Genomic DNA, 12778 nt, shown 5'->3' with positions numbered 1-12778 from the left:
TGGCCTTGGCGGTGAACGCCTACAACCTGAAAAGAGCAATTAACGTGTTGGGCGTCCGCCAGATGATGGCGCTGATGGGCTGAAACGCCTTTTTTCGTTTGCTGTGAGCACAAAAGCAAACGCCCCGTACAAGTCGGGGCGTTTGCTGGAACCGCCGTCAGTGCGTTTTCACACAGTCTGCGAAGCCGGGTTTTTCATCTGGCGCGCAGCTTAAGCGGTGAAGGTTTTGCCTTCGAACTGCTCGGCCACAAACTTCCAGTTGACCAGGTTCCAGAACGCTTCAACGTACTTCGGACGCAGGTTGCGGTAGTCGATGTAGTAAGCGTGTTCCCAGACGTCGCAGGTCAGCAGCGGGGTGTCGCCGCTGGTCAGCGGGTTGCCGGCGCCGATGGTGCTGGCCAGGGCCAGGGAACCGTCAGCTTTTTTCACCAGCCAGCCCCAGCCGGAACCGAAGGTGCCGATCGAGGTTTTGCTGAATTCTTCCTTGAACTTGTCGAACGAACCGAACGCTGCGTTGATGGCGTCTGCCAGGGCGCCGGTTGGTTGACCGCCGGCGTTTGGCGCCAGGCAGTTCCAGTAGAAAGTGTGGTTCCAGACCTGAGCGGCGTTGTTGAAGATGCCGCCCGAAGAAGTCTTGACGATTTCTTCCAGGGTCTTGCCTTCAAACTCGGTGCCTGGCACCAGGTTGTTCAGGTTCACGACGTAGGTGTTGTGGTGCTTGTCGTGGTGGAACTCCAGGGTTTCCTTGGAGATGTGCGGCTGCAGGGCATCGTGTGCGTAAGGCAGCGGCGGCAATTCGAAAGCCATGATGATTCTCCTAATCAGGTCTGTTGCGGTGAGCGCAAGGCCGATCACGGGCGGCCGGAAATGCACCGGCGAGTTTTTACTCTTTGCGGCGCAGGGTTCGGATCATAGCACCGGGGTCGCGCCTTAACCACGCAACAACTGTGTGGGATAGAGGTTCCAGAGCCTTCAGCAATAATTCATCCGGCGATGATCAACTGCGCGGCCACGGCGAACATCATCAATGCCACCACCAGATCGAGAATGCGCCAGGTGCTCGGGCGGGCCAGCCACGGTGCCAGCCATGCCGCGCCAAGGGCCAGGGTGAAAAACCACAGCAACGATGCACTCGCCGCGCCGACCACATAAGCGCCCGGCACCGATTGCTGCGCGCCCAGCGAGCCGATCAGCAATACCGTATCCAGATAAACGTGGGGGTTGAGCAAGGTCACCGCCAGAGCGCTGAGCATCACTGCGCGCAGCGAACGCACGGTCTGGTTTTCGCCTTGCTCAAGGCTCTGTTTCGAGCAGGCCCGGCGCAGCGCCTGGCTGCCGTACCAGATCAGAAACGTCGCGCCGCCCCAACGGGCAATCGCCAGCAGGGTCGGGTTCTGCGCCAGAATCGTCGCCAGGCCGAACACCCCGGCCGCGACCAGAATTGCGTCACACACCACGCACAATGCCGCCACCGGCAAATGGTGTTCACGGCGCAGGCTTTGCGCCAAGACAAAAGCGTTCTGCGTGCCGATCGCCATGATCAGGCCGAACGCCACCAACAGGCCGTTTACGTAGCTTTGCCACATGGGAGAGATCCTTGAAAGAGAGTGCTTGCTGGCTATTCTCCGGTGTGACGCTGTATAAGAAAAACCAATAGTGCTGATCGCACATTAGGAAAACTGATGTTCGACTATAAATTGCTTTCCGCGCTCGCCGCTGTGGTCGAGCAGGCCGGATTCGATCGCGCCGCGCAGGTGCTGGGCCTGTCGCAGTCGGCGATCTCCCAGCGCATCAAATTGCTTGAAGCGCGGGTCGGCCAGCCAGTGCTGGTGCGCGGAACACCGCCAGCGCCGACCGAGATCGGCCGACGCTTGCTCAACCATGTGCAGCAGGTGCGTCTGCTCGAGCGCGACCTGCAATCGGTGGTGCCGGCGCTGGACGAAGAAGGCCTGCCCGATCGCCTGCGCATCGCCCTCAACGCCGACAGCCTCGCCACTTGGTGGGCCGCGGCCGTCGGCGGTTTCTGCGCCGAGCAGCATTTGTTGCTCGACCTGATCGTCGAAGACCAGACCGTCGGCCTCAAACGCATGCGTGCCGGTGAAGTGGCTGCGTGTCTCTGCGCCAGCGAGCGCCCGGTGGCCGGCGCACGCAGCGTATTGCTCGGCGCCATGCGTTATCGCGCCTTGGCCAGCCCGGCCTTCATCGCCCGGCATTTTCCCGATGGCGTGCGCGCCGAACAGCTGCCGCGCACCCCGGCGCTGGTGTTCGGCCCGGACGATTTTCTTCAGCATCGCTATCTGGCGCTGTTGGGCGTCGACGGCGCGTTCGAGCATCACTTATGCCCGTCTTCCGAAGGCTTCATTCGCCTGACCGAAGCAGGTCTGGGCTGGGGCCTGGTGCCGGAACTGCAGGTGCGCGAGCAATTGCAACGCGGGGTGCTGCGCGAATTGCTGCCAGATAAACCGATCGACGTGCCGCTGTACTGGCATCATTGGCGCAATGGCGGCCAATTGCTGAATCTATTGACCGAACAACTGCTGCGCTCCTCAAAGCAATGGCTAGTGGCTTGAACGCAGCAACAAGCGTCAAGCTGCAAGCGGCAAGAACACGCACCGTTTCAACTTGCAGCTGAAAGCTCGAAGCTTGCAGCTGCTTCCCTGGAGTTTTTGATGAAGATTTTGGTTACCGGCGCCAGCGGCTTTATTGGCGGGCGCTTTGCGCGTTTCGCCCTGGAGCAGGGCCTTGAAGTGCGGGTCAACGGTCGCCGGGCCGAGAGCGTCGAGCATCTGGTGCGCCGGGGCGCGGAGTTCGTGCCGGGCGATCTGACCGACGCCGATCTGGTGCACGACCTGTGCAACGATGTCGAAGCCGTGGTGCATTGCGCCGGTGCTGTCGGCGTGTGGGGGCGTTATCAGGACTTTCATCAGGGCAACGTCGAAGTCACCGAAAACGTCGTCGAAGCGTGCCTCAAGCAGCGGGTGCGGCGGCTGGTGCATCTGTCGTCGCCATCGATCTATTTCGATGGCCGCGACCATCTCGGTCTGACCGAAGAGCAAGTGCCCAAACGCTTCAAGCATCCCTACGCCGCGACCAAATATCTGGCCGAGCAGAAAGTCTTCGGCGCGCAGGAATTCGGTCTGGAAACCATCGCCCTGCGCCCGCGTTTCGTCACCGGTGCCGGTGACATGAGCATCTTCCCGCGCCTGCTGAAGATGCAGCGCAAGGGCCGGCTGGCGATCATCGGCAACGGCTTGAACAAGGTCGATTTCACCAGCGTGCAAAATCTCAACGAAGCCATGCTCAGCAGCCTGTTGGCCCAAGGTTCGGCGCTGGGCAAGGCCTACAACATCAGCAACGGCACGCCGGTGCCGCTGTGGGATGTGGTCAATTACGTAATGCGGCGGATGGACGTCGATCAGGTGCGCAAATATCGCTCCTACGGTCTGGCCTACAGCGTCGCGGCGCTCAACGAAGGCGCGTGCATGCTCTGGCCGGGACGCCCTGAGCCGACCCTGTCGCGCCTGGGCATGCAGGTCCTGAAAAAAAATTTCACCCTCGACATCAGCCGCGCCCGGCATTATCTCGACTACGATCCGAAAGTCAGCCTGTGGGCGGCCCTCGATGAGTTCTGTGCGTGGTGGAAAGCCCAGGACATCCGTTGAAACGATTCGGCCGGGCGGCAATGAACCGCCTTGCGGGTTGAGGGTCAATGCCTGCGGCTGCGGCGGTTATACTTCGCAGCATTTAGCCATCACCGCGTTTGCCAAAGGTTGCCTCAATGTCCATGCGAAACGATGCCCACGACGACGATTTCGACAACGTGCCAAGCCTGCGCGCCGACCCGTTCGATGACGATGACATCGCGCCCGGCCCCCGCACTTCCGTGCATTCGCGCAACGCGCCAGTGGTCAAGGTCAAGGCCGCCAGCACCGGGCCGCTGTGGGCGCTGGTCGGCGCGTTGTTTTTTGCCTTCATCGGTCTGGCCTGGTGGAGCTTCCAGCAGATCTCGCTGATGGAGCAGCAACTGGTCGCCACCCAGGAAAGCTTCGCCCGCATCAGCGAGGAAGCGGCGGGGCGCCTGCAGGATATTTCCGGCAAGGTTGTCGCCAGCCAGAGCAACGTCAGCAGTGACAGCGAAGCGCTGAAGCTGCAGATCAAACAACTCGAAGGCAAGCTGCTCGACCAGAGCAAGCAGCAGCAAGGCGTGGCCGGGCAGGCCAGCGAACTGGACAAGCGGCTGGCGCAGATGACCGCGCAGACCACCGAACAACAGAACGCCAATACCCAATTGCAGGCTCAGGTCAAAGCCTTGAGTGCCGAGCTGGCGACCATCAAAAGCACCCCGGCCGATACCAGCAAGGTCGATGCGCAGTTGAAAGCCTTCGACGCCCAGTTCAAAAGCCTCGGCGCCGATATCGCCGCGCTGAAGAAACAGGGCAATCCGAGCGCGGCGATCGATCGTCTGGAGCAGGACATCGTGGTGCTGAAAAGTCAGCAGGACAACCGCCCGGCAGCGCCACAGGGTGGCGGCAACACCGCCGAGTTCGATGCGTTCCGCGCGCAGATGACCCGCAACCTGAATACCTTGCAGGCGCAGATCCAGAATCTCCAGCAGCAGATCAATTCCCGCCCGTAGCGACTGATCTGTTGCCCGGGAGGCTTTGTCCCTTTACCACAGGGACCTGTAATCCCCTGCATCATTCTGAATACTCGTACATCAGCCCAAGCCGTCTACGCTCTTGAGACACCAAAAAGAACGAGGGATGCGCTATGGGGTTTTTGCATAAAGTGGTCTGGCTCGGCCTGATGCTGTTGGCCGGTTTCGGCCAGGCCAGCGCCGCCACCGCCGCCAAGGAGGACAGTCAGGCCGCTATCGCCCTGCTGGAAAAAGCCTTGGCCTACTACCACGACAATGGTGACAAGGCCTTCGCCGCCTTCAGCCGCCAGGGTGAGTTCGTCGACAAGGATCGCTACGTGTTCGTCCTCGACACCAAAGGCGTCATGCTTGCCAGTGGCGGGCCGTCATCGGCGCTGATCGGCCGTGATGTCAGCGAAGTGCTCGGGCCGGATCTGCAGAAGGCGTTCAAGGATGCGCTGAAAGTGCCGGAAGGCAATGGCATCCAGCAGGCCGAATACCGCTGGCAGAACTGGGCCGACGGTAAGGTCGAGCGCAAGCATGTGTTCTATCAGCGCGTCGGGCAGCGCATTCTCGCGGTGGGTTACTACCTGCCACGGGCTTCGGCTGAGCAGGCCAGGGCCTTGCTGGACAAAGCCGCGACAGATCTGAGCAAGGACGAGAAAGGCACGCTGACCGCGATCAACTCACTCAAGGGCGGTTACTTGCAGGATGACCTGTATGTCTTCGTGGTCGATCTGAACAACCAGCGTTATGTCGCCCACGGCACCAATCTGCGTTTGATCAACACTGATTTTGGCAAGGTCAAGGATCCGGAAGGCAAACCGGTGGGCGAGCCGATTCTGGCGCTGATCGGCAAGCAGGATGAAGGCGAATACGAATACCGCTGGAAAAATCCGGTAACCGGCAAGATCGAGGACAAGCATGCGTACCTGAAAAAGGTCGGGCATTTCCTCGTCGCGGTGGGCTACTACAGCCCTTGAGCGCGCGATGATCGTTCCCACGCTCCGCGTGGGAATGCAGCCCGGGACGCTCTGCGTCCCATCCAAGGCCGAACGCAGAGCGTCCGTTGAGGCATTCCCATGCAGAGCGTGGGAACGATCAGCGCAAAAGGCTCATTTCGCGCCGTGCTCCCGCCCGCGCAGCAGGTTGTTCGGCATGGCAATCGCCGCCGCCAGCCCGAGCAACGACACTGCCGTGCTGACCCAGAGCAAGTGGCGGAAGGTCACCAGCAGCTCCGCGCGCAAAGCGTTCTGCGCTTCGCCGGGTGCTGCGTTCAGGCCATCGAGCAGGACGTTGCCCGAATGCCCCTCGCTGATCAGCGAACTGTTCGCCAGATGGGCGAAGCTGGAGTCGTGCAGCAACGCCAGCAGCAGCGCCGACATCAACGCCACGCCCACCGCACCGCCCAGTGAGCGGAACAGATTGGTGGTGCTGGTGGCGACGCCGATGTCGCGTTGTTCCACCGAGTTTTGTGTGCCGACCAGCGAGGTCGGGAACTGCATGCCGCCAGCGATGCCGCTGAGCAACATGAACAAACCGCTGAGCAGCGTCGCTTGTGGCGGACTGAAGGCCATGCCGAGAATCGCGATCGGCATGAGGATCGCCCCAGTGAGAATCTGCGGTTTGTAGCGTCCGGTGATCGAGGTGCGGCGGCCGGCGAAATAGGCACCGATCGGCAAGCCCATCGCCAGAGGCAGCAAGTGCAACGCGGCGCTGTCGGCACCCGCGCCGGTGACGCTTTGGAAACGCAGCGGCATCAGCACGATCAGCGAGATGGCCTGGAAACTGGTGAAGAAAATCGTGCACCAGCACAGCAGGGCATTACGATTGGCGAACAGGTGCATCGGCAGCAACGGCTCGCGCGCCCGGCGTTCATGCCAGACGAACAGCGCCAATACCACCACGGCACAAGCGAACAGGCCGAGCACTTCGCTGCTGCGCCATGAATGACCCTGGCCGACTTCGGTGATGCCGAGCAGCAACGCGGTCAGGCCGATGATCATCAGCACCGTGCCGAGGTAATCGATCACCGGTTTGCGCTGCGGAATCGGCAAGCCGCGCAGATTACGTCGCGCCACCCACCAGGCGCCGAGGCCCAGCGGCAGGTTGATCAGAAACACCCAGCGCCACGACAGGTATTCGGTCATGTAGCCGCCGAGCACCGGACCGGCGACGCTGGCCACGGCGTACATGCTGCTGAAGTAACCCTGATAGCGCCCGCGTTCACGCGGCGGGACGATGTCGCCGATGATCGCCTGACTCACCGAGATCATGCCGCCGGCGCCGATGCCCTGAAGGATCCGCGCCAGCACCAGTTGTTCCATGCTCTGCGCCATGCCGCAGAACAGCGAGGCGAGGGTGAACAGGCCCATACCGAACAGCATCAGTTTGCGCCGCCCGTACAGGTCGCCGAGCTTGCCGTAGATCGGCACCGCCACGGTCATCGCCACCATGTAGCCGGAAATCACCCAGGCCAGCAGGCTGACGTCCTTGAATTGCGCGGAGATCGCCGGCATCGACACGGCGACGATGGTCTGGTCCAGCGCACCGAGGAAGATCGCCATCATCAAGGCGACCAGCACGCTGCGAATGGCCGGTTTGGGCGTTTCAGGCTGATTGAGAGTGGTCACGGAAAACCTGCGGGCAGTGATTGACCCGCATGGACAAGGCGAGCGGGTAAGTGCTCGCCAGTGTAAGTCGATAGCAGGCTATTCGATAGCCTCGTACGGAAGCCCGACGTAATTTTCTGCAATGGTTTTTTGCCCGGCTTGCGAGCTGACAAAGTAGTCCAGTTCCGACGCGCTGATGCGCTGGCTAAACTCATCGTGATCGTCGAAGCGATGCAGCATCGACGTCATCCACCAGGAAAACCGTTCGGCTTTCCATACTCGGCGCAGGCAGATCTCCGAGTATTTTTCCAGCAGATCGGTGCGGCCTTCGCGATACACCTTCAGCAGAATATTGAACAACGTGCTGACATCACTGGCGGCCAGGTTCAAGCCCTTGGCGCCAGTGGGCGGGACGATATGGGCGGCGTCGCCGACGAGAAACATGCGCCCGTACTGCATTGGCTCGACGACAAAACTGCGCAGCGGCGCGATGCTTTTTTCGATCGAAGGACCGGTCACCAGTTTTTCCGCGAGGGCATCCGGCAGGCGTTTTTTCAGCTCATCCCAGAAACGCTGATCGCTCCAGTCATCGACGTTTTCATCCGCCGGCACTTGCAGGTAATAGCGGGTACGCGTGGCCGAACGCATGCTGCACAAGGCGAAGCCGCGTTCGTGGCGGGCGTAGACCAATTCATCGTGGACCGGCGGTGTGTCGGCGAGAATGCCCAGCCAGCCGAACGGGTAGACCCGCTCGAAAACCTTCAGGCAATCGGCCGGAATCGACTGCCGCGCGACGCCATGGAAACCATCGCAACCGGCGATGTAATCGCAATCAACGCGCCAGCTTTCACCGTCCTTTTCGAAGGTGACAAAAGCTTCGTCGCTTTTCATGCCATGGGGAACGACATTGCTCGCTTGATAAATTGTTGGCGCGCCGGCCTCCCGACGAGCGGCCATCAGGTCGCGGGTGACCTCGGTCTGGCCGTAGACCATTACTGTTTTGCCGCCGGTCAGCGCGTGCAGGTCGATGTGCACCTGACGCCCGTCCAGCGCCAGATCAAAGCCGCCATGAACCAGACCTTCGGCATCCATTCGCTGACCGACGCCGGCCTCACGCAGCAGCTCTACCATGCCTTGTTCAAGCACACCGGCACGGATGCGCCCAAGAATGTAATCGGGCGTCTGGCGTTCGAGGATCAGGGTGTCGATGCCAGCGTTGTGCAGCAACTGGCCGAGGAGCAGTCCGGAAGGACCGGCGCCGATAATGGCGACTTGGGTTTTCAGGGTTTTCATTGTTTTTATGACTCGCAAGCTTCACGCAGCAACAGCCGGTGAATGATTTTATGGATCGAGTGCTTGCATTTTTCCCTTGCGGGTCTGTCAATTGAAGGTGAAAACTGAGCCGATACCTGTACATTCTGCCAATCGGTGCGATTATCGCCCAAAAACCAGAGGCCTGGATTGAAGTATGAACAAGCCTGCCCTGCCTTCTATTCCGGTGTTCAAGCTCTATGGTGAAAGCCTGGACTGGCCGACCCCGGACTTGCTGCACTGTGAAACCATTTCCTCGCGCAGTCGCGAACACCAATGGGAAATCAAACCTCACCGCCACGCGGATCTATGCCAGCTGCTGTTCGTTTTCAAAGGTCAGGCAGAGCTCGAAATCGAAGGCCAGCGCACGCAACTCGAGACTCCGGCGATACAGGTGCTGCCACCGTTGTCGGTGCACGGCTTTCGTTTTTCCGAAGATGTTGAAGGCTTCATCGTCACCTTGGCCACGCCGCTGATCAACCATTTGCAGGCGCAACTGGGCGATTCGGTACACGCGTTGGCTCGGGCGGAAAACTACCCGGCCGGCAAGGATGGCGATTATCTCAACAGCCTGTTTTCAGTGTTGCAGGCCGAGTACAACGGCCATCAACCGGCGCGGGAAATGCTCATGCATTCGCTGGTCAGTGTGATCATGGTCTGGGTCAGCCGCCAGGCGATCGTTCGGCACAAGGCCAGCCAACGGCCGCAACGCCAGCGCGAATACCTCAACGGTTTCATTCAGTTGGTGGAAGAGACTTACCGCCAGCACGTCAAGGTCGAAGACCTCGCCCATCGCCTGGGCATCTCTGTGTCGCACCTCAACGGCACCTGCCGTGAACTGGCCGGGCAACCGGCGTTGCAGATCATGCACGAGCGTCAGTTGCTGGAAGCCAAGCGCCTGCTGACCTACACCAGCATGACGATTTACGAGATGTCGGAGTTGTTGGGTTTTTCCGATCCGACCAACTTCACGCGCCTGTTCCGTCGCCGGGTGGGGATTTCGCCAAAGGCATTCCGCGACCGACTCAAGGCCGAGCAACAATCCTGAAAGCGCTGATGAGCCCTGTGGGAGCGAGCCTGCTCGCGAATACGGTCTTTCATCCAGCATCCTGGTTGACTGACACACCGCTTTCGCGAGCAGGCTCGCTCCCACAAGGGATGCATTCCAGGTCAGTCTTGTCAGCGCAATGCGTTCAGCGTGGCATTGTGCGGAATACACCGCTCATAGTTGCAGCTCGCATACTCGCGCGGCAGCTGGCGCAACTGCTCGACCCGCCAGGCAGCGGTGCCGTACAGCGCCAGCGTGGCGGCGCAGGTGATGAAAATGGCGGCGTATCTTTTTGTTTTGATGTTCATGGTGTTCGACCTCTGAACGTCTACCTTGCGGTATTACTTTGAGCATAGGTCAGCGGCGCGCACTTGCCAGCGAGTGCGCTTGAGGATTTAGCCGGCCATTCAGCGAATTGATGCCCATGTGGGAGCGAGCCTGCTCGCGAAGGCGGTGGTGCAAGCGACATCAATGTTGAAAGTACTGGCCTCTTCGCGAGCAGGCTCGCTCCCACAAGGGATCGGGTTTACAGGTCGGCATCCCAGGCCGGGGCTTCGGGAAAGCGCTGCACGAGGAAGTCGAGCATGCTTCGCAGTGCCGCCGGCATGTGTTTACGTGAGGCGTACACCGCGTAGATATTCATCTGGCGCGGTTCTGCGTGTGGCAGCAAACGCAGCAGTTCGCCGTTGTGAATATGCACGCCAGCCTGGTAGGTCGGCAGCATCGCCACGCCCGCGCCGGCCAGGGTTGCGCGCAGAAGGGTGCTGGCCTCGTTGGCGCTGATATTGCCCTGCACCGGTACCGAAACCGGTTCGCCATCCTCCTCGAAATGCCACAGGCTTTTGCCGAAATAGGAATGGGTCAGGCAGTTATGTCGGCTCAAATCCTCAACTGTCTGCGGCGCCGGATGCTCAAGCAGATAAGCCGGCGCTGCGCAGACCACCGAGCGGCACACGGTCAGGCGCCGGGCGATCAGATTCGGATCAAGATCATTGCTGGTGCGAATCGCCAGATCGATGCGTTCATCGACCAGATTCACCGTGCGGTCGAGCATCTGCAGATCGATGCTCACGCCGGGGTAAAGCCTGACGTACGCCGCGACCGCATCGGCCAGTTGCGCTTGGCCAAACGAGGTGCTGACGCTGATCCGCAGCAATCCGCGAGGCGCGTCCTCGGGTTCGCTGACGGCGGCCTGCATGTCGTGCGACAAGTCGAGCATCTGCCGACAGCGCGGGAGGATTTCACTGCCGGCGGCGGTCAGGCTCAATTTGCGCGTGGTGCGGTGCATCAGCCGCGCGCCGACCCAGTCTTCCAGCTCCGCCAGATAGCGCGACACCACCGGCCGCGACAGCTCGAGGTGGTCGGCCGCCGCCGACTGGCTGCCCAGGTCCACTACCGTGACGAATACCCGCATTGCTTGAAGCCGATCCATGATTTGCCCGCTTTCAGAAACAAACTATGTCCAAGCATCGCATTTTTTGTACTGAGTCTGGCAACTAAGCTCTGTTGCATCGCCAGACTGGCATTCGTAATCCGGAGCAACAAATGATCGGCTTCACCCCCTTCAAACGCGTTCTGCTCGCCGCGGCATTTTTCGGCTTTGCCGCCCATGCATCCGCCGCCGAGCTGAGCCTTGATGTCTACAATCCGGGCACCCAGGCGATTTTCCCGGTCAGCTCGGTGCTGGTCAGCGGTGAGAAAGAAGCAATTCTGGTCGATGCGCAATTCGGCAAATCCCAGGCCGAACAGGTGGTGGAAAAGATCCGCGCCAGCGGCAAGCAATTGACCACCATCTACATCAGCCATGGCGACCCGGATTACTACTTCGGCCTCGACACACTGACCAAAGCATTCCCGCAAGCGAAAGTCCTGGCTTCGCAGCCGACCGTCGATCACATCAAGCACACCGTCGACGGCAAACTGGCCTACTGGGGACCGAAAATGGGCGCCGACGTGCCGGCGAAAACCATCGTCCCGGACGTGCTCAAGGGCGACAGCCTGACCCTCGAAGGCAAGCAATTGCAGGTGATCGGCCTCGACGGCAAGCAACCGGATCGCAGCTTCGTATGGATCCCGTCGCTCAAAGCAGTGGTCGGTGGCGTAGTGGTCGCCGAGAACATTCATGTGTGGATGGCCGACACCCAGACCGCGCAATCCCACGCCGACTGGCTGCACACCCTGCACGCCATCGAAAGCCTGAAACCGCAAACCGTAGTACCCGGCCATTTTCTGGGCGACAGCAGCCGCTCGCTGGCCAGCGTGAAATTCACCGCCGATTACATCAAGGCCTTCGATGCCGAAACCGCCAAGGCCAAAGACTCTGCTGCACTGATCGCAGCGATGAAAAAACGCTACCCGCAACTCGGCGAGGAAAGCTCGCTGGAGCTCAGCGCGAAAGTCGCCAAGGGCGAGATGCAGTGGTAAGCCGAACCTGAACACGCAGCATTTTCAAGCCAACTGGAGAATGTCATGAGCAAGATTGCAATCATTGGTGCCACCGGCCGTGCCGGTAGCCAACTGCTGGAAGAAGCCCTGCGTCGCGGCCACAGCGTCACCGCCATTGCCCGCGATACCTCGAAGATCGGCAGCCGTGCCGGTGTCGTCAGCAAGAGCCTCGACGTGCTGGATTCGGCGGCGCTGCAAGCGGCGGTGGCCGGTCACGACGCCGTGATCAGCGCAGCGCATTTCGCCACCGTCCCGGCCTCGGCGATTGTCGGACCGGTAAAACAGGCGGGCGTGAAGCGCTTGCTGGTGGTCGGCGGCGCCGGTTCGCTGTTGCTGCCGGATGACACGCGGGTGATCGACAGTGCCGGTTTCCCGGCTGAATACAAAGCCGAGGCGAACGCGGGGGCGGCGTTTCTTGATGCGTTGCGTCAGGAGCAGGAACTGGACTGGACTTTCCTCTCGCCGTCGGCGGAGTTTGTCGAGGGTGAACGCAGCGGCCAGTATCGCGTCGGCAAGGATCACCTGTTGGTCAGTGCCGAAGGGCGTAGCTGGATCACCTTTGCCGATTATGCGATTGCGCTGATTGACGAAGTGGAGACGCCGAAGCATTTGCGGCTGCGTTATACGGTCGGGTATTGAGTCAAGCCTTTTCCCCTCACCCCAGCCCTCTCCCCGGGGGAGAGGGAGCCGACCGAGTTGTCTTGGGTCACGCATTGACCTGAACGA

The 12778-nt window shown here is 60.7% G+C and carries 13 protein-coding genes; 7 read left to right on the top strand and 6 right to left on the bottom strand.

Annotated elements, in window-relative coordinates; translation table 11 throughout:
* Nucleotides 1-210 precede the first annotated feature (210 nt).
* Nucleotides 211-807 (bottom strand): Fe-Mn family superoxide dismutase, encoded by a 597-nt coding sequence (locus tag D8U61_RS14290; RefSeq protein WP_016773431.1) that lies wholly within the window; start codon nt 805-807, stop codon nt 211-213.
* A 176-nt stretch (nt 808-983) separates the two neighbouring features.
* Nucleotides 984-1586 carry a LysE/ArgO family amino acid transporter gene (locus D8U61_RS14285; RefSeq protein WP_016773432.1) on the bottom strand — a complete coding sequence of 201 codons (603 nt, stop codon included), beginning with the start codon at nt 1584-1586 and terminating at the stop codon, nt 984-986.
* A gap of 96 nt (nt 1587-1682) precedes the next feature.
* On the opposite strand from D8U61_RS14285, the gene D8U61_RS14280 reads away from it, so the two are divergent.
* The 4 genes from D8U61_RS14280 (at nt 1683) to D8U61_RS14265 (ending at nt 5619) form a co-directional block, all read left to right on the top strand.
* Entirely contained in the window at nt 1683-2570 is an 888-nt protein-coding gene (locus D8U61_RS14280; protein WP_016773433.1) for a LysR family transcriptional regulator ArgP, read from the top strand.
* A gap of 99 nt (nt 2571-2669) precedes the next feature.
* On the top strand, nt 2670-3662 hold the full coding sequence (locus tag D8U61_RS14275; RefSeq protein WP_130927152.1) for an NAD-dependent epimerase/dehydratase family protein: 993 nt from the start codon (nt 2670-2672) through the stop codon (nt 3660-3662).
* Between the two features lie 116 nt (nt 3663-3778).
* Nucleotides 3779-4636 carry an ATPase gene (locus tag D8U61_RS14270; protein ID WP_130927151.1) on the top strand — a complete coding sequence of 286 codons (858 nt, stop codon included), beginning with the start codon at nt 3779-3781 and terminating at the stop codon, nt 4634-4636.
* Nucleotides 4637-4770: 134 nt separating this feature from the next.
* Complete coding sequence (locus D8U61_RS14265) at nt 4771-5619, top strand: cache domain-containing protein (protein WP_125925630.1); 849 nt, start codon at nt 4771-4773, stop codon at nt 5617-5619.
* A 132-nt stretch (nt 5620-5751) separates the two neighbouring features.
* On the opposite strand, the gene D8U61_RS14260 is transcribed toward D8U61_RS14265, so the two are convergent.
* Nucleotides 5752-7269 carry an MDR family MFS transporter gene (locus D8U61_RS14260; RefSeq protein WP_130888880.1) on the bottom strand — a complete coding sequence of 506 codons (1518 nt, stop codon included), beginning with the start codon at nt 7267-7269 and terminating at the stop codon, nt 5752-5754.
* A 78-nt stretch (nt 7270-7347) separates the two neighbouring features.
* Nucleotides 7348-8532, bottom strand: a complete 1185-nt coding sequence (pobA, locus tag D8U61_RS14255) for a 4-hydroxybenzoate 3-monooxygenase (protein WP_177433334.1) — start codon at nt 8530-8532, stop codon at nt 7348-7350.
* Between the two features lie 184 nt (nt 8533-8716).
* On the opposite strand from pobA, the gene D8U61_RS14250 reads away from it, so the two are divergent.
* On the top strand, nt 8717-9607 hold the full coding sequence (locus D8U61_RS14250; RefSeq protein ID WP_130927149.1) for a helix-turn-helix domain-containing protein: 891 nt from the start codon (nt 8717-8719) through the stop codon (nt 9605-9607).
* 131 nt (nt 9608-9738) lie between these two features.
* On the opposite strand, the gene D8U61_RS27815 is transcribed toward D8U61_RS14250, so the two are convergent.
* Both D8U61_RS27815 and D8U61_RS14245 read right to left on the bottom strand, forming a co-directional pair.
* On the bottom strand, nt 9739-9915 hold the full coding sequence (locus D8U61_RS27815; RefSeq protein ID WP_016773438.1) for a hypothetical protein: 177 nt from the start codon (nt 9913-9915) through the stop codon (nt 9739-9741).
* Between the two features lie 218 nt (nt 9916-10133).
* Nucleotides 10134-11039 (bottom strand): LysR family transcriptional regulator, encoded by a 906-nt coding sequence (locus tag D8U61_RS14245; protein WP_206663087.1) that lies wholly within the window; start codon nt 11037-11039, stop codon nt 10134-10136.
* A gap of 113 nt (nt 11040-11152) precedes the next feature.
* Between D8U61_RS14245 and D8U61_RS14240 the strand changes: the two genes are divergently transcribed.
* Together D8U61_RS14240 and D8U61_RS14235 are read left to right on the top strand one after the other, a co-directional pair.
* Nucleotides 11153-12031, top strand: a complete 879-nt coding sequence (locus D8U61_RS14240) for an MBL fold metallo-hydrolase (protein ID WP_130927148.1) — start codon at nt 11153-11155, stop codon at nt 12029-12031.
* A 45-nt stretch (nt 12032-12076) separates the two neighbouring features.
* Nucleotides 12077-12691, top strand: coding sequence for an NAD(P)-dependent oxidoreductase (locus D8U61_RS14235; protein ID WP_130927147.1), 615 nt, complete (start codon nt 12077-12079; stop codon nt 12689-12691).
* Nucleotides 12692-12778 lie beyond the last annotated feature (87 nt).

Source organism: Pseudomonas sp. Sample_14 (assembly GCF_004307515.1).
Lineage (GTDB): Bacteria > Pseudomonadota > Gammaproteobacteria > Pseudomonadales > Pseudomonadaceae > Aquipseudomonas > Aquipseudomonas atacamensis.
The sequence above is the reverse complement of the archived record's forward strand: the minus strand, read 5'-3'. Positions and strand labels throughout refer to the sequence as shown.